At 58.4% G+C, this 25160-nt stretch carries 29 protein-coding genes and 1 pseudogene; 16 read left to right on the top strand and 14 right to left on the bottom strand.

Features of this window, described 5'->3' with window-relative positions:
* Nucleotides 1-69: 69 nt before the first annotated feature.
* From ACTHSL_RS01870 to ACTHSL_RS01855, 4 genes are read right to left on the bottom strand one after another with little or no spacing between them, the layout of a single operon-like run.
* Entirely contained in the window at nt 70-423 is a 354-nt protein-coding gene (locus ACTHSL_RS01870) for a hypothetical protein (protein WP_440380126.1), read from the bottom strand.
* Nucleotides 420-935, bottom strand: a complete 516-nt coding sequence (locus tag ACTHSL_RS01865; RefSeq protein WP_440380125.1) for a hypothetical protein — start codon at nt 933-935, stop codon at nt 420-422. Before ACTHSL_RS01865 ends, ACTHSL_RS01870 begins: the two co-directional genes overlap by 4 nt.
* A gap of 5 nt (nt 936-940) precedes the next feature.
* A complete protein-coding gene (locus ACTHSL_RS01860) occupies nt 941-1978 on the bottom strand; it encodes a UDP-glucose--hexose-1-phosphate uridylyltransferase (RefSeq protein ID WP_440380124.1) in 1038 nt (345 codons plus the stop codon).
* A 58-nt stretch (nt 1979-2036) separates the two neighbouring features.
* Complete coding sequence (locus ACTHSL_RS01855) at nt 2037-2510, bottom strand: LPS-assembly lipoprotein LptE (RefSeq protein ID WP_440380123.1); 474 nt, start codon at nt 2508-2510, stop codon at nt 2037-2039.
* A 195-nt stretch (nt 2511-2705) separates the two neighbouring features.
* Between ACTHSL_RS01855 and ACTHSL_RS01850 the strand changes: the two genes are divergently transcribed.
* Nucleotides 2706-3113, top strand: a complete 408-nt coding sequence (locus tag ACTHSL_RS01850) for an NfeD family protein (RefSeq protein ID WP_214038213.1) — start codon at nt 2706-2708, stop codon at nt 3111-3113.
* A gap of 9 nt (nt 3114-3122) precedes the next feature.
* Entirely contained in the window at nt 3123-4091 is a 969-nt protein-coding gene (locus ACTHSL_RS01845) for an SPFH domain-containing protein (protein ID WP_003771580.1), read from the top strand.
* Between the two features lie 90 nt (nt 4092-4181).
* On the opposite strand, the gene ACTHSL_RS01840 is transcribed toward ACTHSL_RS01845, so the two are convergent.
* Nucleotides 4182-4655 (bottom strand): universal stress protein, encoded by a 474-nt coding sequence (locus tag ACTHSL_RS01840; RefSeq protein WP_049250187.1) that lies wholly within the window; start codon nt 4653-4655, stop codon nt 4182-4184.
* A gap of 117 nt (nt 4656-4772) precedes the next feature.
* Between ACTHSL_RS01840 and ACTHSL_RS01835 the strand changes: the two genes are divergently transcribed.
* The 9 genes and pseudogenes from ACTHSL_RS01835 (at nt 4773) to ACTHSL_RS01795 (ending at nt 12366) form a co-directional block, all read left to right on the top strand.
* A complete protein-coding gene (locus ACTHSL_RS01835) occupies nt 4773-5591 on the top strand; it encodes a tRNA threonylcarbamoyladenosine dehydratase (RefSeq protein ID WP_440380122.1) in 819 nt (272 codons plus the stop codon).
* A gap of 124 nt (nt 5592-5715) precedes the next feature.
* A complete protein-coding gene (locus ACTHSL_RS01830) occupies nt 5716-6102 on the top strand; it encodes a hypothetical protein (RefSeq protein WP_440380121.1) in 387 nt (128 codons plus the stop codon).
* A 102-nt stretch (nt 6103-6204) separates the two neighbouring features.
* The gene (gene trhP / locus ACTHSL_RS01825) at nt 6205-7560 is read left to right on the top strand and encodes a prephenate-dependent tRNA uridine(34) hydroxylase TrhP (protein WP_049250182.1); all 1356 of its coding nucleotides are present in this window, start codon (nt 6205-6207) and stop codon (nt 7558-7560) included.
* A 92-nt stretch (nt 7561-7652) separates the two neighbouring features.
* Complete coding sequence (queD, locus tag ACTHSL_RS01820; protein WP_114922691.1) at nt 7653-8075, top strand: 6-carboxytetrahydropterin synthase QueD; 423 nt, start codon at nt 7653-7655, stop codon at nt 8073-8075.
* Between the two features lie 263 nt (nt 8076-8338).
* Nucleotides 8339-8437, top strand: a pseudogene (locus ACTHSL_RS01815) (DUF1304 domain-containing protein); the annotation flags it as partial.
* An 11-nt stretch (nt 8438-8448) separates the two neighbouring features.
* Nucleotides 8449-9084, top strand: coding sequence for a 7-carboxy-7-deazaguanine synthase QueE (locus ACTHSL_RS01810; RefSeq protein WP_440380120.1), 636 nt, complete (start codon nt 8449-8451; stop codon nt 9082-9084).
* A 128-nt stretch (nt 9085-9212) separates the two neighbouring features.
* Nucleotides 9213-10334, top strand: coding sequence for a GTPase HflX (hflX, locus tag ACTHSL_RS01805; RefSeq protein WP_440380164.1), 1122 nt, complete (start codon nt 9213-9215; stop codon nt 10332-10334).
* 49 nt (nt 10335-10383) lie between these two features.
* Entirely contained in the window at nt 10384-11790 is a 1407-nt protein-coding gene (locus ACTHSL_RS01800) for a hypothetical protein (protein ID WP_440380119.1), read from the top strand.
* 105 nt (nt 11791-11895) lie between these two features.
* The gene (locus tag ACTHSL_RS01795) at nt 11896-12366 is read left to right on the top strand and encodes a hypothetical protein (RefSeq protein ID WP_440380118.1); all 471 of its coding nucleotides are present in this window, start codon (nt 11896-11898) and stop codon (nt 12364-12366) included.
* 123 nt (nt 12367-12489) lie between these two features.
* Here the strand turns inward: ACTHSL_RS01795 and ACTHSL_RS01790 are convergent, their stop codons facing one another.
* Nucleotides 12490-13014: a hypothetical protein gene (locus ACTHSL_RS01790; protein WP_074896258.1), complete on the bottom strand. Its 525-nt coding sequence runs from the start codon at nt 13012-13014 to the stop codon at nt 12490-12492.
* A 4-nt stretch (nt 13015-13018) separates the two neighbouring features.
* Nucleotides 13019-14938 (bottom strand): ABC-F family ATP-binding cassette domain-containing protein, encoded by a 1920-nt coding sequence (locus ACTHSL_RS01785; protein ID WP_440380117.1) that lies wholly within the window; start codon nt 14936-14938, stop codon nt 13019-13021.
* 142 nt (nt 14939-15080) lie between these two features.
* Here ACTHSL_RS01785 and grxD point away from each other — a divergent pair, with 142 nt between their 5' ends.
* Together grxD and ACTHSL_RS01775 are read left to right on the top strand one after the other, a co-directional pair.
* A complete protein-coding gene (grxD, locus tag ACTHSL_RS01780; protein ID WP_040665786.1) occupies nt 15081-15389 on the top strand; it encodes a Grx4 family monothiol glutaredoxin in 309 nt (102 codons plus the stop codon).
* A 140-nt stretch (nt 15390-15529) separates the two neighbouring features.
* On the top strand, nt 15530-16342 hold the full coding sequence (locus ACTHSL_RS01775) for a sulfite exporter TauE/SafE family protein (RefSeq protein WP_440380116.1): 813 nt from the start codon (nt 15530-15532) through the stop codon (nt 16340-16342).
* 87 nt (nt 16343-16429) lie between these two features.
* On the opposite strand, the gene ACTHSL_RS01770 is transcribed toward ACTHSL_RS01775, so the two are convergent.
* The 5 genes from ACTHSL_RS01770 to ruvB all read right to left on the bottom strand — a co-directional run bounded on the left by ACTHSL_RS01770 (nt 16430) and on the right by ruvB (nt 22177).
* Complete coding sequence (locus ACTHSL_RS01770) at nt 16430-18688, bottom strand: DNA internalization-related competence protein ComEC/Rec2 (RefSeq protein WP_440380115.1); 2259 nt, start codon at nt 18686-18688, stop codon at nt 16430-16432.
* A 92-nt stretch (nt 18689-18780) separates the two neighbouring features.
* Nucleotides 18781-19179 carry a hypothetical protein gene (locus tag ACTHSL_RS01765; protein ID WP_440380114.1) on the bottom strand — a complete coding sequence of 133 codons (399 nt, stop codon included), beginning with the start codon at nt 19177-19179 and terminating at the stop codon, nt 18781-18783.
* Nucleotides 19180-19286: 107 nt separating this feature from the next.
* Nucleotides 19287-20363: a peptide chain release factor 1 gene (gene prfA, locus ACTHSL_RS01760; RefSeq protein ID WP_049250170.1), complete on the bottom strand. Its 1077-nt coding sequence runs from the start codon at nt 20361-20363 to the stop codon at nt 19287-19289.
* Between the two features lie 93 nt (nt 20364-20456).
* Nucleotides 20457-21119, bottom strand: coding sequence for a hypothetical protein (locus ACTHSL_RS01755; protein WP_440380113.1), 663 nt, complete (start codon nt 21117-21119; stop codon nt 20457-20459).
* 26 nt (nt 21120-21145) lie between these two features.
* On the bottom strand, nt 21146-22177 hold the full coding sequence (ruvB, locus tag ACTHSL_RS01750) for a Holliday junction branch migration DNA helicase RuvB (RefSeq protein ID WP_204811884.1): 1032 nt from the start codon (nt 22175-22177) through the stop codon (nt 21146-21148).
* A 170-nt stretch (nt 22178-22347) separates the two neighbouring features.
* Between ruvB and ACTHSL_RS01745 the strand changes: the two genes are divergently transcribed.
* The 3 genes from ACTHSL_RS01745 (at nt 22348) to ACTHSL_RS01735 (ending at nt 24027) form a co-directional block, all read left to right on the top strand.
* A complete protein-coding gene (locus ACTHSL_RS01745) occupies nt 22348-22686 on the top strand; it encodes a DUF4298 domain-containing protein (RefSeq protein WP_107918413.1) in 339 nt (112 codons plus the stop codon).
* A gap of 38 nt (nt 22687-22724) precedes the next feature.
* Entirely contained in the window at nt 22725-23423 is a 699-nt protein-coding gene (locus ACTHSL_RS01740; RefSeq protein ID WP_440380112.1) for a hypothetical protein, read from the top strand.
* A 166-nt stretch (nt 23424-23589) separates the two neighbouring features.
* Nucleotides 23590-24027, top strand: a complete 438-nt coding sequence (locus ACTHSL_RS01735) for an META domain-containing protein (RefSeq protein ID WP_440380111.1) — start codon at nt 23590-23592, stop codon at nt 24025-24027.
* A 68-nt stretch (nt 24028-24095) separates the two neighbouring features.
* Here ACTHSL_RS01735 and ACTHSL_RS01730 read toward each other — a convergent pair whose 3' ends face one another.
* The gene (locus ACTHSL_RS01730; RefSeq protein ID WP_440380110.1) at nt 24096-24335 is read right to left on the bottom strand and encodes a putative hemolysin; all 240 of its coding nucleotides are present in this window, start codon (nt 24333-24335) and stop codon (nt 24096-24098) included.
* Nucleotides 24332-25072: a tRNA adenosine(34) deaminase TadA gene (gene tadA, locus ACTHSL_RS01725; protein ID WP_440380109.1), complete on the bottom strand. Its 741-nt coding sequence runs from the start codon at nt 25070-25072 to the stop codon at nt 24332-24334. Before tadA ends, ACTHSL_RS01730 begins: the two co-directional genes overlap by 4 nt.
* Between the last annotated feature and the right edge of the window lie 88 nt (nt 25073-25160).

Raw genomic sequence — 25160 nt, 5'->3', positions numbered from 1 at the left:
GTTTTAATTTTTTTTGCAAAGGTCTCAACTTGTGCGGTTTGCTGAAAGAAGGTGCTCATGAGAAATCCCCTAAATGTCTTGGTGGGAATTTAGGGGCTTTTGGGGGGATTTTGCAAAGGTCTCAGCGAGCATGGTTTTGGCGGTTTGGCCGAGGCATTCTTCGTAAAGCATGACGATGTGCAGCGTTTCGGCGGGGGTGTCGCCGTGATAGGGGACGGCGGTGATTTTGTCTGCGTTTTCCAAGCCGCCGTCATCGCGCCGTTCCTGCCAAGGGTCTTGCACGCCGATGGCGGCCAGATAGCGCAGGCGGTCGGTTTCGGCCCGTTCGGGGTCGGTGTACGCGCCAAGCAATAAGTCTTCCCATTCTTCGGAAATGCTGCGGGTCAGGATGCGGATGTCGGGCATAGTCGGAGGCTGTGTCATTCGCCGCCTGTTAGCCGCCGGATGACGGGATAGCGGTTTGCGCCGCCGTTTGTGCGGCAGAATGCGGTCATTTTGAAGCGGCGCGGCCGGTCGGGACGGCCGCTGTCGTTTTCAAAGTAGAGTTCCACACCGCTTTGCAGATATAGGCGGATGCCTAACTTGTCGCTTTGTTTAACGAAGTCGATGCCGCGTCGGTTCAGCCAGCGGATGACGCGCGGCAGGTTGAGTTTTTTCACGCGCGACAGCAGGCGGCGTTTGAGCGCGATGTGCCGCCCGCCATGCAGTTTCTCATGTGGGAAATGGTCGGAATAGATGTGGACGAGTTCCCCGTCGCCGAAGTGGAATTCGATGTTGCCGTAGAGCCAGATATCGTCGGCGATGCGGCATTTTCTATCGGGATCGGGAAAATTGTTGAGTATCCATTCTTTCGTTTGGCCGGGTTCGATGCAGTCGAAACGGCCGTCGCGCAGGAAATCGAGCATGTCGATGTTTATCGGACGGGGAAGCTGCATGTTTTTCAGACGGCCTGTTTGTAATGAACGTCGGACAGGGCGGCAAGCCGTTCGGCGGCCTGTTCGGGGGTCAGGTCACGTTGGGCTTCGGCCAGCATTTCGTAGCCGACCATGAATTTACGAACCGTGGCGGAACGCAGAAGCGGCGGGTAGAAGTGGGCGTGCAGCCGCCATTCGGGGTGTTCGCCGCCGTCGAAGGGTGCGCCGTGCCAGCCCATCGAATAGGGGAAGCTGGTTTGGAACAGGTTGTCGTAGCGGGTGGTGAGCTGTTTGAGTATCTGCGCCAGTGTGCGGCGTTGGCCGTCGTTCAGGTCGGTGATGCGGCGGATGTCGCCTTTGGGCAGCAGCAGGGTTTCAAACGGCCATGCGGCCCAGTAGGGGATGACGGCCAGCCAGTCGTCGTTTTCGGCCACGATGCGCTCGCGGCGGGCAGCTTCTTCTTCGGCGTAGTCTTGCAGCAGGGCGCGGCCGTTTTCGGCGAAATAGCGGCTTTGGGCGGTGTCGGCTTTGGCGGGCAGGTCGGGCAGGAAGTCGCCCGCCCAGATTTGGCCGTGGGGGTGGGGGTTGGAGCAGCCCATGACTGCGCCTTTGTTTTCAAATATCTGCACCCAGCGGTAGGCCTGCCCCAGTTCTTCCGCCTGTTGCTGCCAAACGCGGATGACGGCTTCGATTTGTTCGGGCGGCAGTTCGGGCAGGGTTTTGCCGTGGTCGGGCGAGAAGCAGATGACGCGGCTGACCCCGCGCACGCTTTGGCTTTGGAACAGCGGGTGGCTGCTGTCGGAATAGGCGGGGGTGTCGGGCAGCAGGGCGGAGAAGTCGTTGGTGAAGACGAAGGGTTCGGTGTAATCGGGGTTTTGCTCGCCGGTGATGCGTTTGTTGCCCGGGCAAAGGTAGCACGACGGGTCGTGCGCGGGTTTGGCGGCGGTGTCGGCCGCTTCCTGCTGTCCCTGCCACGGGCGTTTGGCGCGGTGGGGGGAGACGAGTATCCATTGGTCGGCAAGGGGGTTGTAGCGGCGGTGCGGGTGGTCTGCGGGATGGAACATGGTTGTATTTGCTGTGTTGTGGTTGGGGTAATGGCACGGAGGCCGTCTGAAAAGGCAGTCAGTGTACGGCGAACGGCAGGCGGCGGACGATTTGCTGTGCGGCATCGCGGCGCATTTCCTGCCATATCATGGCTTCTTCTTCCTGTTTGCCCAAGATTTCGGCATCGGCATATTCCAGGGTGCGGCGTACTTCGATCTGCATCGGTTCACCGACGGGTTCGCCGTTGCGGGAAACTTGTGCGCGCACGCGCAGGGCCAGCTGGTATTCGTTAATCATGGCGGCGCGCGTGATGGTGAGTACGTCTTTTTGCTGTTCGACGCTGTTCACGGTAACGGAAGCCTGGGCTTGGGCGGCGGAAACGGGGAGGCCGTCTGAACGGCGCAGGGCGTTTTCCAGCGGCACTTGCAGTTCTCCGCCCTGAATGTGCCAGTTTTTATAGGGCAGGCGGTCGTAGGGCAGGCTGCCTTTCAGGTGGAAGCCGCAGGCAGTCAACAACATGGCGGCGGCAAGCGGGAAGAGTTTGGTGTTCATGGGGATTTCCTGTAATAGGCCGTCTGAAAACCGGTTTTCAGACGGCCTTTGTGTGCGGGATGCGACAGGTGCGCATTCTACCGCAGTTTGTACGGCGGAAAAACAGGCGCGGCAGGTCGGATACGGTTTTCAGACGGCCTGAAATAGATTATATTCTCAACATTATTTGTTAATGTTGCCACGCGGGAGGGAGTTATGTATTGGTTTATCGCAGCCGTTGCCGTTTTAGTGGTTGAAATGTTTGTCGGCACCCTGTACCTGCTCATCATCAGTGCCGCCCTGGCCGGTGCGGGTGCGGCCTCGCTTCTGTTTGATGGCTCGGCCGTGCCGATATTGACGGCGGCCGCCATTTCCGCCGTCGGCCTTTTTTGGCTGCACGGCTTCATCAAACGCCGCCGCACTCCGGCTGATGAGGCCGGCAATGATTTGGACATCGGTCAAACCGTGAAAATCCTGCGCCGCGTGAGCGAAGGGCAATACGAAGTTTCTTACCGGGGCACCACCTGGCAGGCGCGCGCCCTGAACGCCCGGCCCTCTGCCGAGCCTTCCTTCGCCGTGATTGGCGGCAAAGAAGGCAATATATTGCTTGTCCACTTAAACTAAGGAGATATTATGGAATTTTTAGGTTTGCCGCTGATTATTCTGGCCGCGGTCGTCATATTCGGCTTTAAGGCCGTCTGCATTGTACCGCAGCAGGAGGCGCACGTTGTCGAACGCTTGGGCAAGTTCCACAGCGTATTGGAGCCGGGTTTGAACTTTCTGATCCCCTTCCTCGACCGTGTGGCCTACAAGCACACGCAGAAGGAAATCCCGCTTGATGTACCCAGCCAGGTGTGTATCACGCGCGATAACATCCAGCTGACCGTGGACGGCATCATTTATTTCCAAGTAACCGATCCGAAGCTTGCGTCATACGGTTCCAGCAATTATGTGCTGGCGATTACGCAACTGGCGCAAACCACGCTGCGTTCGGTTATCGGGCGGATGGAAATGGACAAGACCTTCGAAGAGCGCGAGGATACCAACCGCGCAGTGGTGGCGGCATTGGATGAGGCTGCCGTTTCTTGGGGCGTTAAAGTGCTGCGTTACGAAATCAAAGACCTGGTACCGCCGCAGGAAATTTTGCGCGCTATGCAGGCGCAGACCACGGCGGAACGCGAAAAACGCGCCCGTATCGCCCAGTCCGAAGGTTTGAAAATCGAACAAATCAACCTGGCTTCCGGTCAGCGCGAAGCGGAAATTCAAAAATCCGAGGGTGAGGCGCAGGCCGCCATCAATGCGTCCAACGGTGAAAAAGTGGCGAAAATCAATCAGGCACAGGGTGAGGCGGAAGCCATCCGCCTGGTTGCGCAGGCCAGTGCCGACGCCATCCGCACCGTAGCCGAAGCGATACGCACCGAGGGCGGCGATGAGGCGGTGAAACTGAAAGTCGCCGAGCAATACGTTGAAGCCTTCGCCAAACTGGCCAAAGAAAGCAATACGCTGATTATGCCGGCAAACGTGGCCGACATCGGCAGCCTGGTTTCCGCAGGGATGAAGATTGTCGAAGGCGCGAAAGTGCCGGCGGTGAAGGCGCAATAAGCAGGTAGCCCGGCAATAGGGAAGGCCGTCTGAAAATCATGTTTCAGACGGCCTTTTGCTATTTTGATTGTTACGGACAGATGATGATACTTAGGCTTCGTCAGGCTGTTCGCTGCGGATAATCAGCAGCGGCAGGTGGCTTTGGCGCATTACGGTTTCGGCGAAGCTGCCCATCAAGAGGTGCATCAGTCCGGTACGGCCGTGGGTGCCCAGTACCAGCAGGTCCGCGCCCTGTTGGCTGGCATAATCCACCAATTCCTGCGCCATTTCGCGTGCGCCTTTGTTGGCTAGCAGCAGGTGGGTATTGACGCCGGAGATGCCCGGTTCTGCGCCGTTTGTAATTTCCACGGCTTCAGAAAGCACCTCGTTGCCGTTGGCAATGGCGGCTTCTTCGTAGCTGGCCTGTTGCAGGAATTCGGGAGCCAGAGCCATATATTCGGCGGGGTTGGCCACGTGGACCAAAGTCAGTTTCGCTTTGCCCGCGGCGGCTACACTGCAGGCATGTTTCAAGGCATTGACGGAAGTTTCGCTGCCGTCTACCGCTACCACCAGATGTTTATACATACAACCCTCCTTTATGAAATTATTAAGATTTCGTTTACGGACGCGCCGCATGGCCTGAAGTATAATGCAGCCTGTGCCCGAGTGTGCAAATTTTCTATTTTGTTTTGATATGCAACAATGAACGACAACGATTTTTCTGCCGCCGTTTCCGAACGCCGTTTCGGCGGAATCGCCCGCCTTTACGGTGCGGACGCCTTAAACCGTTTTGCCGCCGCGCATGTCTGCGTGGTCGGCGTGGGCGGCGTGGGTTCGTGGGCGGTCGAGGCTTTGGCGCGTTCCGGCATCGGCGCGTTGACCCTGATTGATTTGGACAATGTGGCCGAGTCTAATGTAAACCGCCAGCTGCATGCGCTGACCTGCGATTTCGGCAAGGCCAAAGTAACCGCCCTGCACGAACGCATCCTGCAAATCAACCCCGCCTGCCGCGTTGCCGAAATCGAAGATTTCGTTACCGAAGACAACCTGCCCGTGCTTTTCAACCAACCTTTCGACTTCGTTATCGACGCCATCGACCAGATGCGCGTCAAAGCGGCGATGGCCGCCTATTTCGTCCGTCACGGGCAGCCTTTCATATTGAGCGGCGGCGCGGGCGGGCAGAAAAATCCCGCCCTGATTCAAACCGCCGACCTGAGCCGCGTCACCCACGACCCGCTGCTGGCCAACCTGCGCTACACCTTGCGGAAACATTACGGTTTCCCGCGCGATGCCAAGGAAAAAATGCGCGTACCCTGCGTGTATTCGTTGGAAAACATCACGCCGCCGCAAACGGCCGAAGCCTGTGCCGCCGGTTCCGCACCGCAGGGACTGTCGTGCGCGGGTTACGGCGCGAGTATGTTGGTAACCGCACCTTTCGGCCTGTATTGCGCCCAAGCCGCTTTGGAACATATCGCGTCAGGTAAGGCGGAAGGTAAAAAAGGCAAGGGCGGCTTGGACTAGCCGCCGCAAAGCGCGATAATGAAGGCAGGCCGTCTGAAAACAGAAAATCTATACGCCGCCCCAAAAAAAAAACGAACACATGCCGCCGCCGTCCGATACCGTTTTGCAATCAAGGAGTGTTGCGATGAAATATGCTGTGAAATATGCCATACTTGCCGCCGCCGTTTTGCTGTCCGCCTGCGCCCTGACACCCGAACAGCAGGCCGAACGCGAGGCAGCCCGCATTCGGGCGCGCCAAAACCTGCAAGTCGGGCTGGCCGCCCAATGCGACCCCGAAACCGCCCGCCTGATGCGCCGCCAATTCGACGGTGATACCGGTTCGGGCGAAAAGGAAAGGCAGGTTTTCCGGCTGGCCTACCTCGACAGGGTAAACGATAAAATGTTCCAAGCCTGCTACAAAATGGCCTGGCAGAGCTATGCCGCCCAAGTCGAATTGGAAGACATGCGCCGCTACCGCTATTACGACGACTGGTGGTACGGCCCGCGTCCGTGGGGGCCTTGGTGGTGGTAAATTGACCCGACGGGCGAAAGCACGGATAATCCGCCCGTTTACCCATCTTTTTTCAGACGGCCCAAACTCAGGCCGTCTGAAACCTTTTTATAAAGCACGAACATGAAAGCACCCGAACTCCTCCTTCCCGCCGGCGGCCTCGAACGTATGCGCGCCGCCTACGATTACGGCGCAGACGCCGTTTATGCCGGCAGCCCGCGTTACTCCCTGCGCGCCCGCAACAACGAATTTGCCAAACTCGACGTCCTCGAGCAAGGCATTAAAGAAGCGCACGAGCGCAACAAAAAATTCTTTTTGACCGTCAACACCCTGCCGCACAATTCCAAGCTCAAAACCTTCGTCGCCGACATGGAGCCGCTGATTGCCATGAAACCCGACGCGCTGATTATGGCGGATCCGGGTTTGATTATGACCGTGCGCGAAAAATGGCCCGAAATGCCGATTCACCTGTCCGTACAGGCCAACACCACCAACTACTGGGGCGTGAAATTCTGGCAGAACATCGGCGTCGAGCGCATCATCCTGTCGCGCGAATTAAGCATGGAAGAAATTGCCGAAATCCGCCAAGAATGCCCCGACATCGAACTAGAAGTCTTCATCCACGGCGCATTGTGCATCGCCTACTCAGGCCGTTGCCTATTGTCGGGCTATTTCAACCACCGCGACCCCAACCAAGGCACCTGCACCAACTCCTGCCGCTGGGATTACAAAGTCCACAACGCCACTGAAAGTGATGCGGGCGACGCCCAGCTTCTGCAAGGCTTCAACTTTGAAAAAGCCCAAGAAGAAGCCAACCAAAACTTCGAAGGCATCAACGGTCAGAAACGCCACCCCTACGCCGACAAAGTCTTCCTGATTGAGGAGTCCAACCGCCCAGGCGAAATGATGCCGATTATGGAAGACGAACACGGCACCTACATCATGAATTCCAAAGACCTGCGCGGCATCGAAGTCGTCGAAAAACTCGCCAAAATCGGCGTGGACAGCCTCAAAGTCGAAGGCCGCACCAAGTCGCTCTACTACGTCGCCCGCGTCGCCCAGTCCTACCGCAAAGCGATTGACGATGCCGTTGCAGGCCGTCCGTTCGACTACGGTTTGCTGAGCGAACTCGAAGGCCTCGCCAACCGCGGCTACACCAGCGGCTTCCTCGAACGCCACCAAACCCAAGACTATCAAAACTACCTCAGCGGCCATTCCACCGCCAAACAAAGCCAATACGTCGGCCACGTTACCGAAATCGACGCCGAAGGCTGGGCAACGGTGGAAGTCAAAAACCGCTTTGCCGTCGGCGACACCTTGGAAATCATCCACCCCGAAGGCAACCAAACCATTACGCTGGAACAAATGACCCGCAAAGGCACAGCCGTCGAAGTCGCCCCGGGCAACGGCATCCAAGTCAAAATCCCGAATATGCAGGGTAAAGAAAAAGCCCTGATCGCCCGGGTTTTGAATCCCTAAGCGCGTCCGGCAACGGCAAAAGGCCGTCTGAAAACCGCAGCAACGGCTTTCAGACGGCCTCCATATCGTCAAAACAGCTCAAAAACAAAATGATGAAAATCACCAAAATCTTTACTTTCGATTCTTCGCATATGCTCGACGGCCACGACGGCAAGTGCCAAAACCTGCACGGCCATACTTACAAGCTGGAAATCACCGTTGCGGGCAGCCCCATCGAAGGCGGTGCGAAAGACGGCATGGTGATGGATTTTTCCGACCTGAAACGCACGGTCAAGCAACACATCATCGAACCTTTCGACCACGCCTTCATCTATCACGGCGGCAATGAACGTGAAAGCCGAATCGCCGCGCTTTTGGAGGGTTGGAACATGAAAACCCTGCGCCTTCCCTTCCGCACCACCGCCGAAAACATGGCGGTCGAAATGTACGGCCGTCTGAAAAACGCGGGTTTGAATGTATCTAATGTCAAACTGTGGGAAACGCCGACATCGTGTGCGGAGTATGAGGAGGGGTAGGGAATATCTCGGACGTATCGATATAGTCAATTCAAATAAGGCCTGTTCACTCCCGTCATTCCCGCGCAGGCGGGAATCTAGGCCTTGGTTTTTCAGGAATTTAAAAATTGCAGCAATTCCAAATCCCTGGATTCCCACCTGCGCTGGAATGACGGTGTGGGGCGTTCTTCTTTGAATTTACTGTAAAACCGTTTTTCTCCTGTACGGATTCCCTGCTTTTCAGACGGCCTTTCATACCAACACACCCATTAAAAGGAATACTCATGAAACTCCTTTCCACCCTCTTAGTCCTCCTCGTCATTGCCGAACATTTCTACATCGCCTGGCTCAAAATGGCTCGGGTTTCCAGCAAAAAGGCAGCGGTGTCGGCGGCATGAAAATCAGCGTTGCCCCCGAAAATCCGCAATACCGCATCGTCGAAATTTTCGAGAGCCTGCAAGGTGAGGGCTGGAACACGGGCATGCCTGCCGTTTTCGTCCGTTTGGGCAAATGCAATCTGGCGTGCGGCTGGTGTGATACCGATTATTTGAAATTCGGCATGATGAGTCTGTCCGACATTTTAGGCCGTCTGAAAACCTACGCCGTGCGCAATATCATCATCACCGGCGGCGAGCCGACCATTCAGCCGCACCTCGGTACGCTGCTCGACGCGCTCAAGGCGGAAGGCTATTTCCTCTGTATCGAAACCAACGGACTCAAGCCCGCGCCGCCGCAAATCGACTACGTCGCCACCAGCCCCAAAGCCTGCTATGCCGAAAAATATGAAAATAGCTGTATCGCCGAAGCCGACGAAGTACGTATCGTGGCAGACGGCGATGTCGTTGCGTTCTGTGAAAACATGGAACGTAAAATCCGTGCACGCCATTACTACCTTTCGCCCTGCGAACAAGACGGCGCGATGAACATCTACGACACCATCCGCCAAATCGGTATCTTAAACAGCCGCCCCGACGCGCCCGTGCATTGGCAGTTGAGCGTGCAGACGCACAAATGGGCGGGGATAGAGTAAAAGGCCGTCTGAAAAACCTTTTCCACCGTTCAGACGGCCTTTGCCGTATCATCGCGGGCAAACCCGAAATCCGAGGAAAGCCAGTGTCCAAACAGCCCGACAAATTCCTGAGCAAACCCGAACGCATCATGCTGGCCGGCATGATGCTCGATGCCGACTACACCGGCGCGAACGAAACCCGCGAACGCGCCTTTGCCGCCGCAATGGCCGAAGCGGAAGAACTCGTCCGCGCCACCGGGGGCGAACTCGTCTGCCGTCAAACCGCCAAACGCGACCGTGCCCATCCCGCCCTGTTTGTCGGCACCGGCAAGGCCGAAGAATTGGCGCAAACCGTTCGCGAACGGCAAATCGAACTGGCCGTGTTCAACCACGAACTCACCCCCACCCAGGAGCGCAATCTCGAAAAAGCCCTGCAATGCCGCGTACTCGACCGCGTCGGCCTGATATTGGCCATTTTTGCCCAAAGGGCGCAAAGCCAGGAAGGGCGCTTGCAGGTCGAACTGGCGCAGCTGACCCACCTCTCCGGCCGCCTGGTGCGCGGCTACGGCCACCTGCAAAGCCAAAAAGGCGGCATCGGCCTGAAAGGGCCGGGCGAAACCCAACTCGAAACCGACCGCCGCCTGATCGCCCAAAAAATCACCACCCTGAAAAAACGGCTCGAAGCCGTCCGCCGCCAACGCGCCACCCGCCGCAAGGCGCGCGAACACGGCAGCCTGCCCACCTTCGCGCTGGTCGGTTACACCAATACCGGCAAATCCAGCCTGTTCAACCGCCTGACCAAAGCCGACGTCTTGGCCAAGAACCAACTCTTCGCCACACTGGACACCACCGCCCGCCGCCTGTATCTCAACCCGTCCGCCAGCATCATACTCACCGACACGGTGGGCTTCGTGCGCGACCTGCCGCACGGCCTGGTGGCCGCCTTCTCCGCCACGCTGGAAGAAACCGCATTGGCCGACGTACTGCTGCACGTCGTCGATGCCGCCCATCCCGAACACGAACGGCAGATAGACGACGTGAACGAAGTATTGCGCGAAATCGGCGCGGGCGGCGTACCGCAAATCGTGCTGTACAACAAAACCGACCTGCTGCCGCCCGAAGAACGCCGTTTCGGCGTCCTGCGCGACGTACAAGGCAGGGCGGTGGCGGCCAATATCTCGGTTAAAACGGGCGAAGGTTTGGATGCGTTGCGCGAAATATTGGCCGAACACGCCGTTTCAGACGGCCTGAAAAACCAAAACACCGTTTGAAATACCATTACCACCGTTGTAAAAAGCACTTAACGATTAGGGAAATGTTATGAAACGCCTGCTCAAATACCTGCTTGGTGCAACCGCCGTCCTGATACTGGCCGCCGTCGCCGTCCTGTATGCCGTTCCCGAATGGCTGAAACAGCGCGAAATTCGCGCCGCCGAAGCCGATTTGGCGTTGCTGGCCGCGCCGCCCGCACCGCCGCCGTCCGTCAAAAACGGCATAGACGCATTGTGGCTGCTGCAATACCGCACAAAAGACGATGCCGAACGCGCCGATTTGATGCGCCGTTTCGGCGAAGTGCTCAAATACACCCCCGATACCTTTGCGCGCCATAACGAATTGGCGGACAGATACCTGCCGCCGCCCGATGACGATATTTTGACCTTTACCGGTACGGCGGCGGAATACCTATCCCAAATCCGCGCCAACCTGCCCAAATACCGCGCCGAAGCGGAAAAGCATGCCGAACTGTTTGCCAACGTGGACAAACTGGCCGATTACGACACTTTCGCCCCGCGCGACTGGCCGAACGACAAAGAAGACTTAAACAAAATGCGGCTGCCGTATTTCCAATGGGTGGTACGCAGCCACGGCCTTGCCGCGCTGGATTGGGCGCAGGGCAGGGAAAACGAAGCCTGGCGGCGCGTCTGCCGCAACATCAAAACCGGCCGCAGCCTGCTTTACGGCCGCCCGGGCCTGATTTATCCCATGATGGGCAACGCCGTCATCCGCCGCAACACCGGCCTGGCAGCGCAAATGCTGCATGAAAAACCCGAATGGGCAAACCGCCTGCCCGCCGAATGCGGCGGCATGTTTGATGTATTGGACGAGCAGGAACAAAACCTCTGCTTGGCCATGCAGGACGAATTCCGCCTGACTGCCAACCTGTACCGCACGTTGGAAGGGGAAGGGATGCCGATGATGCAGATGGCGGAATGGCGCGAACTTGCGGCTTTGGGCGACGGGCAAAGCGATGCCGCCGCCGATTTCGCGCTGTTATTCCTGCCGCGCTTTGATGCAACGCACAATATGGCGCAAACCGCGCCGCATTATGCCTCCTACTGCAAACCCGAAGCCGCCGCCGTTTTGAAGGCCGATCAAAAAATACAGAGACAGCCGCAGCCGTCTGAAAAAACATTTGCCCGAAAATGGGCATGCCTGGGCAACAGCATAGGCTGCCTGACCACCGACGCAGCCCTGCCTTCTTTTGACGATTATGTCTACCGCCTGCAGGACACCGCCATGCAGCAGCGCGCCTTTAACGCGGCCTTGGCCTTATACCGCCTGCCCGCCGAAAGCCGCCGCGCCGCCCTGGATAAAGTTTTGGCCGAACATTCCTCCCCGTCGCGCAAATTGAGATGGAACGAAAAGGAACAGCTGATTGATTTCGATGTCTATGATTTAAACAAAATTCCCGACCCCATTCCGTTTCATCCCGATGCCGGAAGATAAGGCTTTCAGACGGCCTTTGTATATAAGGCCGTCTGAAAATGAAGGACGAACGGAGAAACCCGTTAAAGTGATGTGAATTTTGACTGAACCGTGAAAGATTGAACCATGAAACAGCCTTATCTGTTGCAAACATCGCCCGATTCGCTGATTTTGTTCGATAACGGCAAAGACAATTTTTTGGCAGATTTTCATCAGGCGTTTGCAGATTGCAAAGTTGAAAGCGAACATGAAAATATATTTGCCTTGTTTGGCACGGATGCCTTTTTTACCGTGCGCGGCGGGCAGCCGGCCTTGCAGGATTGGGGCGGCAAAATTTATTTCTCCCTTCCTTTGCCGTTTCCTTTGGATTTGGCCGACGGTTGCGGCGTGATGCCGGTCGGCACTCCCGAACCGGTTGCCGCCGAAAGGTTGCAAGCCCGGTTTGCCGATAAAAACGACAATGCCGGCTTGTCGCAGTCCCTTTTTGATTTTGCCGCCCAAAACGGCTGGGAACCATACGATTGTTCGGCGTTGTGCATCTGCCTGTTCAACGAACAGGAGCAAGAGCGTATGAAACGGGAATTTGAATTGGCATAACAGCTTTCAGACGGCCTGATCCAAGCAGGAGGCCGTCTGAAAAAGCGATAAAAGCGATATGAAAAGAAAAATCCTGAAACCGGCAACGGGTTTCAGGATTTTCTGCATTAGGATTCGGGCAGCCTACATCCGACTCAATTCGCGCTGCAGGGCCTGGATATTTTGACGGCGGTCTTGGATGTTGGCCGTGAGCTGGCTGGCGCGGTTTTGGTTTTTCTGCGCGCGGGCGGCACTCAGTTCGTTTTGCGCGGATGCCAAAGCCTGCTGTTCGTTGGCCAGTTCTTGTTCCAAAATGGTGCGGCGGCCGCTGCTGCCCGAAGGCTTGGGCAGGCCCGCATCGGCGGTTTGCAGCGGGGGCGCGGTACGTATCGGCGCGTTGGCGGCGCGGTTCGTACTCATGGAGGCGCGCCTCGGCGATGCCGGAGCGGCCGAGGCCTGGGCGGCCGGTTCGCGCGGCGGCGGTGCAACGCGCGGTGCGATGCTGGTATAGCTGCCTATCCTCGGCAGGTCGGGCGTATGGCAGTTGGCCGACGGGCGCGAGGTATAGACGGTTACGCCGCCGACGTTGCATTCGTATACTTTGGCTCCGGCCGGCAGCGAGGCGGCGGATATGGCGGCGATGATGCTGTATTTGATGATGCTGTTCATAAGTTTATCCCCGGAATTCTGTTTCAACGGCATGGTTTATCTGTTCCAATTCTTCCTGCCATGCCAGCCAGTTTTCCTCTTGTTTTTCTAATTTTACTTTAGTTTCCGCTAATTGTGCGAGGGTCTGCTGCAATTTGGCTTTGTTGGCATCGGAATAGGCGTCTTCCTGTGCCAAAAATGCTTCACAGGCCGTCTGAATTTCGCTCAGGGCGGCCATCTCTTTTTCGGCTTGGCTGATTTTCTGCTGTAAGGGTTTGCCGAGGCGGGCTTTTTCCTGGCGGATTTGCGCTTCAACGCGCTTGGTGTCTTTGCGGTTTTGGCTTTGGGAGGATGCGGCGGGCGCGGCGGCGGTGTTTTCTTGCGCCAAACGGTAACGGCGGTAGTCTTCCAAATCGCCGTCAAACGTTTTCAGACGGCCTTGTTCTATCAGCAGAAAGCTGTCGGTGGTGGCTTCGAGTAGGCTGCGGTCGTGCGAGACGACAATCAGCGCGCCTTGAAAACTTTGCAATGCGAGCGTGAGTGCGTGGCGCATGTCCAAATCGAGATGGTTGGTCGGCTCGTCCAGCAGCAGCAAATTAGGTTTCTGCCACACAATCATCGCCAACGCCAGCCGCGCCTTTTCGCCGCCGGAAAACGGTTCGGTTTTCTGCAGGGCGGCATCGCCGACAAAGTTGAAGCTGCCGAGAAAGTTGCGGATTTCCTGTTCGCGCACGTCGGGGCTGAGTTTTTGGATGTGCCACAGCGGGCTTTGGTCGGGACGCAGGGTGTCGAGCTGGTGCTGGGCGAAATAACCGATATTGAGCTTGTCCGAGCGGACAATCCGGCCGGACAAGACATTCAGTTCGCCCGCCAGAGTTTTGATAAAGGTCGATTTGCCGCTGCCGTTTACCCCCAACAGGCCGTAACGCGCGCCGTTTTCCAGCGACAGGTCGATGCCGTGCAAAACGGGCTTACCGCCATAGCCCAAATCGGCTTTGTCCAGTTGCAGCAACGGATTGGGCAGGTGGGCGGGGCTGTCGAATTCAAACGAAAACCCGCTGTCGAAGTGTGCCGGCGCGATGCGTTCGAGCTTGTCCAAGGCCTTCATGCGGCTCTGCGCCTGCACGGCTTTGGTGGCCTTGGCTTTGAATCGGTCAATAAAGGATTGCAGGTGTTTGATTTGCGCCTGCTGTTTGAGGTAGGCCGCCTGCTGTTGTGCCAGGCGGCGGGCGCGTTCGGCCTGGTAAAAATCGTAATTGCCGCCGTAAAGCGTGAGCTTTTGATCGGAAAGTTCGACAGTCTGCGTCGTGGTGGCGTTGAGGAAATCGCGGTCGTGCGAAATGATGATTTGGGTGCAGGGCAGGCCAGACAGATGGTTTTCCAGCCATAACACGGTTTCCAAATCGAGATGGTTGGTCGGTTCGTCCAACAGCAGCAAATCGGCGCGGCACATCAGCGCCTGCGCCAGATTGAGGCGCATCCGCCAGCCGCCGGAAAAGGATTTGACCGGCCGGCCGTGTTCTTCTTGGGAAAAACCCAAGCCGCTTAACAGTTTGGCGGCGCGGGCGGGCGCGCTGTAGGCATCGATTTCCTCCAATTTGGCATGATATTCGGCCTGTTTCATGCCGTCGTTTTTCGCTTCGGCTTCGTGTAAGGCCGTCTGAAAAAGCTGCAATTCCCCGTCGCCCTGCAAAACATAATCCAGCGCGGATATGTCCAACGCGGGCGTTTCCTGGGCAACGGCAGCGGTTTTCCAGTGTTTCGGAATGGAAACATCGCCTTTATCGGCTGTGATTTCGCCTTTGAGCAGGGCGAAGAGGCTGGATTTGCCGCTGCCGTTTTTGCCGATCAGGCCGACGCGGCGGCCGGGGGCGAGGGAGAGGGCGGCTTGGTCGAGCAGCACTTTTAGGCCGCGTTGCAGGGTGAGGTTTTTGATTTCTATCATGTTTGAAGCTTGGGCGGATGGAGGCGGAAAAAGGCGGCATTTTACCGTTTCGCCGCCGTTTCTAAAACAAGCATTTCAAATTCGTCAAAAGGATGCGTATAATGGCGCGGTTTTTTTTAACCGACAAATCGTTAGGAACACCATGAGCATCCAAGAGCAAATCAAAGAAGTCGTTACCACCCATCCCATCGTGTTGTTTATGAAGGGTACGAAGCAGTTTCCGCAGTGCGGTTTTTCTTCCCGCGCGGTGCAGCTGCTGAACGCGGCGGGCGCGCAGTACGTTACGGTCAATGTGTTGGAAAACGCCGAAGTGCGCCAGGGCATTAAGGAATACAGCGATTGGCCGACCATCCCGCAGCTTTATGTGAACGGCGAATTTATCGGCGGCGCGGACATTTTGCAGGAAATGTATGACGCCGGCGAATTGCAGGAGTTGGTTGCCGCCAAGTAATCCGGCAAACGGAGGCCGTCTGAAAAGTTTCAGACGGCCTGTTTTCTATCCGGGGCGATGGTTTATGCCCCGGCCGGGCTTCGGCCGAGGCGGATTGCTTTTTTGGATTTTGAGAATAAGATTAAGCGCAAAGGAAGGATATGTGGTCGTTTGAAATGGTGGCCGCCATGCTGGCGGTCGGGGCGGCGGCGGGTGTGATTGCGGGGATGTTCGGCGTCGGCGGCGGCACGATTTTGGTACCGCTGGTGCTGTGGATTTTGCAGATGCAGGGTGCGGAAAACTTTCAATACGCCCAGCATATCGCCATCGGCACATCGTTTGCCGTGATGGTGTTCACGTCGTTTGCCAGCGCGAGGGCGCAGTATAAGCGGCAGGCGGTGGATATGGACGTGCTGCGCGCGATGGTGCCCGGGGTGTTGTGCGGTGTGGCGGCAGGGGCGTTGGTGGCGCAGTATTTGCCGAACAAGGGCCTGCAGATTTTTTTCACACTGTTTATCGCCATTCTCGCCGTGCGTGCGTTGCTGGGCATCAAGCCTACGCCTGAGCGGCAGTTGCCCGGCCGGCGCGGGCTGTTCGGTATGGGCGGGCTGTTCGGCCTGTTGTCGAGCTGGATCGGTATCGGCGGCGGTTCGCTGACTGTGCCTTATTTGACTTTCTGCAATGTGCCGGTTCACCGCGCCGTCGGCACTTCGGCCGCTTTGGGCTGGCCGATTGCGGCGGCGGGTACGTTGGGTTATGCCTGGGCGGGCTGGAATCAGGCGGGTCTGCCTGAAGGTTCGGCGGGTTTCGTCTATCTGCCTGCGGTGGGCATTCTGGCCGCGGCCACTTTGCTGTCCGCGCCTTTGGGCGTGCGCCTTTCCCACAAGCTGCCTGCCGACAAGCTGAAAAAGGGTTTCGGCATCCTGCTGTTGTTGATTGCGCTGCGGATGGCGTGGAAGATTGTACAGTCGTAGCCGTGCCGCCCGGTATCGGAGGTTGGCGGTAAAAAGGCCGTCTGAAAAGCCGGAAACAGCTTTTCAGACGGCCTTTTGCCGTGTCGTTCAATCGTCCAGCGGTTTCCATTGCCAGTAAAACCGTTTCGGCCGCCACTGGCGCGCGGTAACAGTTTGGCCGTCGGATTCGAGCAGCCATGCGCCTTGGCGGTCGGTGCGGAGCAGGCGGATGCCGTGTGCGCGGACGCGGTTTTGCACTTCGGCGGTCGGGTGGCGGTAGCTGTTGCCGAAGCCGCTGGAGGCGATGGCGAAGTCGGGGGAGACGGCGTTGAGGAATGCGCCCGACGACGAGCCGCTGCTGCCGTGGTGCCCCAGCACCAAGGCTTGGCTGTACAGGCTTTGGCCGTAGCGTTCCAGCAGTTTGCGTTCTCCTTTGATGTCGAGATCGCCGGTTACGATAAACGCCGTACCGCCCACCACGGCGCGCAAGACGCAGCTTCTGGCGTTGTCGTCTGCGGCTTCGCCTTCGACGGCGAGGAGTTCGAAATGCACGCCGTCCCATTGCCATTGCCGGCCGGTGCGGCAGTTTTGCACCTGCATCGTGCCTAAGCCGCCGTAAAATTCGGGCTGTCCGGCCAGCACCTCGCGGGGCTTGAGTGCACGGATAATCAGCGGTGCGCCGCCGTCGTGGTCGGTATCGTGGTGGGACAGCAGCAGGGTGTCGAGGCGGCGTACGCCGTGTGCGTGCAGGGCGGGGAGTGTCTGCATCTGCGCCGCGCCCGCCGTGCCGGTATCGAACAGCAGATGATGGGAGGCCGTCTGAAAATACACAGCCAAGCCTTGTCCGACATCCAGCACAACCATTTTCAGACGGCCTTCCTTTGGCGAGGCGGGGCGGTATAACAGGAAACCGGCCAAAACGACGGCTGCCCACGGGCGCAATGCCGCACCGCGCGGCAGCAGCCAAACGGCCACCGCCACCAGTGCCGACAGCAGCAGCGGCCACGGTGCGGCGGCCAAACCCCATTCCGGCGCGAATTCCGCCATCGCGGCCAAAACGTGCAAAGTATGCTGCCCCAGCCAGGCCGCCGCGTATTGCAGGGGGTAGAACGGAAAGAGGGAGGCCGTCAGTGCCAGCGGCACCAGCAGCCAGGAAAACCACGGAATCGCCGCGGCATTGGCCAACGGACTGGCGGGCGGCAGGGCGGAAAACAGAAAACCCACCGCCGGGAGGGAGGCCAATGTGGCCGCCCATTGCCCGCGCAAGGCCGAAATCCACCGCTTCCCGCCGCCCGTACGAAAGGAGTCCGCCCACAAGAGCGCGGCCACCAGCCCGAACGACAGCCAGCTGCCTGCCGCCAATGCGGCCGACGGGTCGAGCAACAAAATCAGGGCCAGTGCCGCCCACCAGCCGCGCCAGGCCGAAGCCGTGCCGCCCAGACTCCAAACTGCCGCAACGGAGGCAATCATCAGCATCGATCGCAGGGTGGGGACGGCAAACCCGGCCAAGCCGCTGTAAACCAAGGCCGCCGCCGCACCCGCCGCCAGCATCCAAACGCGCGGCCGCCTCGGCGCGGTGGGCAAAAGGAGCAGCAGGCGTTTCATCAGCCAGGCGGCCAGCAGGGCCACCATGCCGACATGCAGGCCGGACACGCTGATCAAATGGTTCAGCCCCAACGGGCGGAACACCTGCCACCAGCCGCCCGACAGTGCGTCCTGCTCGCCGATGGAGAGCGCGCGCATCAAAGCCGCGCCGTCGGCCACTTCGGGTGGCAGCCGCTGCCAGCTTGAGCGGATGTGTCCGCGCAGGCGCAGGAGGCCGTCTGAAAAACCGTTTTCCCTGTCGGCCAGCAGCTGCCGTTCCGCTCCGGCCGTCGCCGATGCGTCTATGCCGTTGGCCAAAGCCCATGCCTCGCGGCTGAAACCGCCGATGTTTTCCTCACCGATAGGCGGGCGCATTTTCAGCTTCAGCCGCCACACGCTGCCGGCCGGCCATTCGCGCCGTCGATAGTCGGATAACTGCACGCGGTAACGCTGCCCGCCGGCCGTTTCCGCTTCGGCTTCGGCTTCCAAGCGCACCCGCCGCCCGTCGTCCTGGGCCAAACCGGCCGCCTTCACCGTCATTTCCACCGCCTCGCCCTGCCGTTCCAAAGGCCAGCGGGCGGCCAAAGCCTGTTCCGTCCGCCAAACGCCGTATGCCGTTCCCGCGCACGTCAGCAGCACGAAAACCGCCGTGCGCGGAAAACGGCGCAGTATCGGCACGGCACACGCCGCCCATACCGCAAACAGCCAAAACGGCGGTGCGGCAGGCAGGGCGAACGATAGCAAAACGCCCGCACAAAAGGCGGACGGCAGATAAATCGGCATCAGGTTTTCCGTATGGAGGCCGTCTGAAAATGAAAAGCACGCGCTGTGCTTTCAGACGGCCTGATTTCGATTGGAAAGGAGCGTGTCGGACATCAACGCTGAGCCGGTGTCCGTTTTAAAAGGGCAAACAGGGCCAACAGCGCGGGCAGGCTTGCTGCAACGACCGCCAGCAGGGGCTGCGGATAGCCGGATTCCGCGGCTGCCCAAAGGCCGTTATCCAGCGAGACCAGGGCGCAAGCCGCCCATAATACCGCCAGATTGACGGCATATGCCGCCGCTGCAATATTGCGCGGGAAAAGCTGCATCAATGCGGCAAACGAAAACCCCAAGAAGGCAAAGGAGAGCAGGTGCAAATCGCCGCTGCCCGCCGATTGCGGATATATCCAGCTGCCGTCCGCTGCCCGCATCAGGGGCAGGGAGGCAGGCTGCCGCAGAAAATACCAGCCCGCAGCGACATTGAAAAGGGCGAAAAACAGGAGGATTTTTTTCATTTTTCAAAAGCGTCCGGCTTGGGCTGCCTTCCTGAAACAACGATGGCATTCGGCGTTCGGCCGTCCGCCATACAAGGCCGTCTGAAAGGAAACCGATTCGTTCGGCATCAATCGCCCATTGCCGCCAGAAGCTCTGCCTGATGTTCGGCAATCAGGGCGTTGGTGATTTCTTCCAAATCGCCGTCCATCACAAAATCCAGCTTGTGCAGGGTGAGGTTGATGCGGTGGTCGGTCACGCGGCCTTGCGGGTAGTTGTAGGTGCGGATGCGTTCGCTGCGGTCGCCGCTGCCGATAAGAGATTTGCGTTCGGCAGCTTCTTTGGCTTGGGCTTCGCGTTTTTGCGCGTCGTTCAGGCGGGCGGCGAGGACTTTCATCGCCTGCGCCTTGTTGGCGTGTTGGCTGCGGCCGTCTTGGCATTCGACCACCATGCCTGTGGGCAGGTGGGTGATGCGGACGGCGGAGTCGGTTTTGTTGATGTGCTGACCGCCCGCGCCGGATGCGCGGAAGGTGTCGATGCGAAGGTCGGCGGGGTTCAGCTCGATGTCTTCGAGTTCGTCCGCTTCGGGCATGACGGCAACGGTGCAGGCGGAGGTGTGGATACGGCCTTGGCTTTCGGTGGCGGGGACGCGCTGTACGCGGTGGCCGCCCGATTCGAATTTTAGACGGCTGTACGCCCCGAGTCCGACAATGCGGGCGATGACTTCTTTATAACCGCCCAACTCGCTTTCGTTGGCGGAAACGATTTCGACTTGCCAGCGGTTGCGTTCGGCGTAGCGGCTGTACATGCGCAGCAAATCGCCTGCAAACAGTGCGGCTTCGTCGCCGCCCGTTCCGGCACGCACTTCGATGAAGATGTTTTTGTCGTCGTCGGCATCTTTGGGCAGCAGCAGTTTTTGCAGTTCGGTATCGAGCGTGTCGATTTTGGCTTTTGCCGCTTCGATTTCTTCGGCGGCAAAGTCTTTCATTTCGGGGTCGGACAGCATTTCCTGCGCTTCGGCCATGTCGTTTTGCGCCTGCATGTATTGGTGGAAGGTTTCGACGACGGGGGTGATTTCGGCGTGTTCGCGCGTGAGCTTGCGGTAGTTGTCCATGTCGGAAGTCGCTTCGGGCGAGCCGAGCAGGGCGGTTACTTCTTCCAAACGGTCGGACAGTTGTTGTAATTTTTCGATGATGGTGGGTTTCATGTAGGTCTTTCTTTGAAGGCCGTCTGAAAGGTTTTCAGACGGCCTGTTACGGATTGGCGCGGATTATAACTGATTGTTTTTCCGTGTTGCCGATTAGGGCTGTTTGCGGGTGGTGATTTCTGCCGCTTTTTCCTTCAATACGGGGATGTAGCTGCTGTTGCGGTACATCACGACGCTTTCCTTCGGCGATGCCGCGCTGACGGCGGCCAAAATCAGCGTGTCGCCCTGTTTGTAGAAGGCGATATCGGATTTGTGTTGCGCGAACCAGTTTTCCTGATGCTCGAAATCCGCGCCCTGCGGGGCGAGGGCTTCGAATTCTTCGCGGCTCAGGCGCGGGTAGGGGGGATAGAGCGCGTCAAATTCCTTTTTCGCTTGGGGGAACGTTTTTTTAGACGGAATCAGCATGATGTTTTGCAACGTGTCGTGCGTATCGTCGAATTGGAAAACGATAATCGAACCGTCCGCGTCAGGCATCGAGTAGGCATTGTTCATCGGCACGGGCGTGCCGTTGCCGTAGCCTATGGTGCTGGAACCCGTCTTGGCAAGCTGCGGATGCTTTTTCAGCGCGTCGGCCACCGTGGCTTTGCCCATGGTCAGGCCGTAGGGCGACGGATTGTCGGGATGGACGGCCTGTTTCGCCTGCGCGTCGGCGGCTGATTTGACGGCCGCGCTGTTGTCGGCGCGGGCGGTTTCATCGGCTTCGAAAGAACAGGCGGCCAGTATGGCGCAGGCCATCAGGGAATATAGGTATTTCATGGCATTTCCTTGTTGTGGTCGTGCGGTTACTTCTCTACCGGCAGGCCGAAATGCAGGTAGCTGATTTCGGTGGCCATGCGGCCGCGCGGCGTGCGTTGCAGGAAACCCTGCTGGATCAGGTAAGGTTCGATAACGTCTTCGATGGTGTCGGTGGATTCGCCGATGGCGGCGGCGATGTTTTCCAAGCCGACCGGCCCGCCGCCGAACTTGTGCAGCACTGCTTCGAGGAACTTCCTGTCCATCACGTCCAGGCCGACCGCGTCCACATCCAGCATAGATAGGGCGGCATCGGCGGTTTTCGCGCTGATGCTGCCGTCGCCCTTCACTTCGGCGTAATCGCGCACGCGGCGCAGCAGGCGGTTGGCGATACGCGGCGTGCCCCTGCTGCGTTTGGCCACTTCCATCGCGCCCGATTCGTCCATGTCCAGTTGCAGGAGGTGCGCCGAACGGCGGACGATGGTGGCCAAATCGCTGTGGTTGTAAAACTCCAAACGGGCGACGATGCCGAAACGGTCGCGCAGCGGATTGGTCAGCATGCCCGCGCGGGTGGTCGCGCCGACCAGCGTGAACGGCGGCAGGTCGATTTTCACCGAGCGGGCGGCCGGGCCTTCGCCTATCATGATGTCGAGCTGGTAGTCTTCCAAAGCGGGATACAGGATTTCCTCCACCACGGGGCTGAGGCGGTGGATTTCGTCGATGAACAATACGTCGTGCGGTTCGAGGTTGGTCAGGAGCGCGGCCAAATCGCCCGCGCGTTCCAGCACCGGGCCGCTGGTTTGGCGCAGGTTCACGCCCAATTCTTTGGCGATGATGTTGGCCAACGTGGTTTTGCCCAAGCCCGGCGGGCCGAAAAGCAGCGTGTGGTCGAGTGCTTCGCCGCGTTTTTTGGCTGCCTGGATAAAGATTTCTAGTTGTTCTTTGGCCTTGTGCTGGCCGATATAGTCGGCAAGCAGCTTCGGGCGCAGCGCGCGTTCGAGCTGTTCTTCTTGGGATGACAGGGATTGCGCGCTGATAATGCGTTCCGGTTTGGCGGCGGTGAGGTTGTCGGTGTGCAGCATGGGAAAGGTTCGGTCGGGCAAAGGGCGTATGATACCTGAAAACGGAGCCGACGATGGGAGGCGGCGTTTCTGCGGGGCCAAAACGAAGCCGCTGTGGGGGAAATGCCTTTCAGACGGCCTAATAAGTGAAAAGCGCGTAAAATCCTTCTTTTTGATTTTGGGAGATTGTGATGGAATTGTCCGCAGAACAAATGCAAAGCCGCCTCGACCATATCCAAAGCTGTTACCGGCGTTGGCTGGAGCTGCAGCCCAAATTGGAAGCGGCGCAGGAGGAATGGCGGCAGGCGGCGGGGCTGATGGCCGAACTGGATGCTTTTTACGCCAAAGAATACATGGCATTCAATCAGGCCGTAGAAAACGGCCTCGAACTCGACGAGCGCACGGAGGGCGAATACCGCGTTTTGAGCGAAGACGCGCTGTACAACGCTTTCGGCGAACAATACGAATTGGCCTGGCAATGGATGAGGCTGGCCATGCAAAGCCTCGATCCCGCAAACCGCTGTTCCTGAATACAGGCCGTCTGAAAGCGGCATAACCGGAGAGATACATGAAAAAAAACACCCAAACCGTCTTATGTTTGATTCTGTTGTCGTCAGGCATGAGTACACTCGCCTGTTCGCCCAACCTGCCGAATTACCAAAACTGTATCAACCAGCAGCGGCAGTCTATGGAAATGCAGCAATTTCAAGGCCGGATGCAGCAGGAACAATCACTCGGCCAGCAGCAGCGGCAGCCGTATGACCCGTATGCGTTTGAAAAAGCAACTGTTCGGGCGCGGCAGGATTTGGCCGGTCAAAGTGATATTGCCGTGGCCTTCAGTCCGTCCACAGGGGCTGTAGGCGTGTCCGCGGTATCGTGGGCGCAGTTGCAGCCAAACGTACATGCCAACCCCATGCTGGCTTCCACCAAAGAATTTGCTTTGGCTTCCTGTATCGATAAAGCCCTCAATCTGAAAATGGGCGGCTTTACCCACAAGGAAATGGACAAAACCCTCCGCAAATACGGCAAAAAAAGCGATTGCAAAATCGTGAAGGAAGGGGAACGGTTGGAAGAAAACCTGATTGCCGTGATTCGCGGCAGGCTGGCAGACGGTACGTATACACTTTATTGGCTCGCACGCGGCGACAACGGCACCCCGTTTTCCCAACAACAGCCCGAATTTAAATCGCTGTTGAAAAAATGCCGAAGCGAAGCGCAAAGTTGCGACGTCATCGGACAGTTCGGCTATCGGACGGAATTGTATTGAAAAATAAATTCATGCTAAAAGGCGGTAGGTTTATTCAAACGCGGCGGCAATGTATCGCCGTTGTTTGAGCCGGTTTTTTGGCTTCTGCCGCATTTTGCCCTTCGGGCAAGGGATGATGCCGCCGTTTCGTAATTTTTCTGTGTAATGAGTGAAAGGAGTTTCTGAAATGAAGCATAGCGCAATATTGGCCGCCGCCTTGTTGGCCGTGTCCGCACCGTCTTTTGCCGCACCGTCCGGCGTGCCGGAAGGCCGCTGGCGGATAACGGGGGTTGACGGCAAATCCGCATCGGGCACATTGGTTTTCGACCGCGCGTCATCGCGCCTGCATGCCGATGCGGGATGCAATATGTTGTCGGCCGGATACCGCGTCAGGAAAGGCCGTCTGAATGTTTCCCAGACCGTTACCACCTTGAAAGCCTGCGAGCCGGAAGTGATGACGGCGGAAGAAAAACTGTCGGGCGCGCTGTCCGCCGTCCGCCGTTATCGGTTGCGCGAAACGCCTGCCGGGGCGGAGCTGGTGTTGGCCGACAAATACGGCAAAGTGCGGATTCTGGCGGTGAAAGAGGCGAAGGGCGTGCCGCCTGCCGCCGAAACCGCCGAATAAGGCTTCAGACGGCCTGAAGGCCGTCTGAAAAGGCCGCCAAACGGATTGGGTTTGGCGGCTTTTTGTTTTTACTGTCCGTTATGGCTGCGGAAATATTCCCACTCTTCCACCGCGCTGCCGTCGGGCAGGCGGCAGACGCCGTATTCGCCGCCGTCTTTGTCTTTTTTCATTTCCAGCTTCCCGCCTTGTTTGATGCAGAATTCGGAGGCGGGGTTGGCGATGCCGTCTGTCGGGACTTCCTGTCCGGCCTTGTCGGCGGAGCAGGCGGCGAGGGCGGCGGTTGAAAGTAAAAGGGCGAGATATTTCATGGGTTTTCCTTTTTAGGTCGGTTGTTCCGGCGCTGCCGGAAAAAATGCTGTAAAACCGCTTGGCAGTCTTCGGCCAGAATGCCGCCGAACACGGCGGTGTGTTTGTTCAGACGGCCGTCTGAAAACAGATCGACGATGCTGCCCGCCGCGCCGCTTTTCGGTTCGGCCGCACCGTACACCACGCGCGCCACCCGCGCCTGTATCAGGGCGGAGGCACACATGGCGCAGGGTTCGAGGGTGATGTAAACGTCGCAGCCGTCGAGGCGGTAGCTGCCTGTCTTCCGGCCCGCTTCGGCCAAGGCGCGCAGTTCGGCATGGCCACCGATATCGCAGTCGGCGACGCAGCGGTTGTGCGCCGTCGATAACACTTCGCCGTTGCGCACCACCACCGCGCCGACGGGCACTTCGCCGGCCGCTGCCGCCGCTTCGGCCTGATGCAGTGCAAGCCGCATAAAGCGTGCGGCTTCTCCGGCAGGCGGCGGCAGGGCGACGGGCGGGTGGTTTTTGACGGCGGCGAGCAGCGCGGTTTTGTCCGTGTCGGACAGTTGCATGACGTCGCAGCCGAGGCAGGCGGCGGCAAGCTGCCACAGGACGCTGCGGGTCGGCGTGCGGCCCGATGCTTTCAACAGCAGGAAGGTTTTGACCGCGCCCGTCCGCCGCAGTTCTTCCCGGCTGCGGATGCCGAGGCGGTGCAGGGCTTGGAGGGTGGACGGGGCGAAGGGCGGGGTGGTGAGCATGATGTGTCGGTGTGTGTTTTCAGACGGCCTCGGGCGGAGGTTCGGATGGATGTCCGGGCCGTCTGAAAAAGGGTTTGCAGTAATAAAG

The organism is Neisseria sp. P0008.S010 (assembly GCF_051962715.1).
Classification (GTDB): domain Bacteria; phylum Pseudomonadota; class Gammaproteobacteria; order Burkholderiales; family Neisseriaceae; genus Neisseria; species Neisseria elongata.
This window is presented reverse-complemented; position numbering and strand designations above follow the sequence as displayed.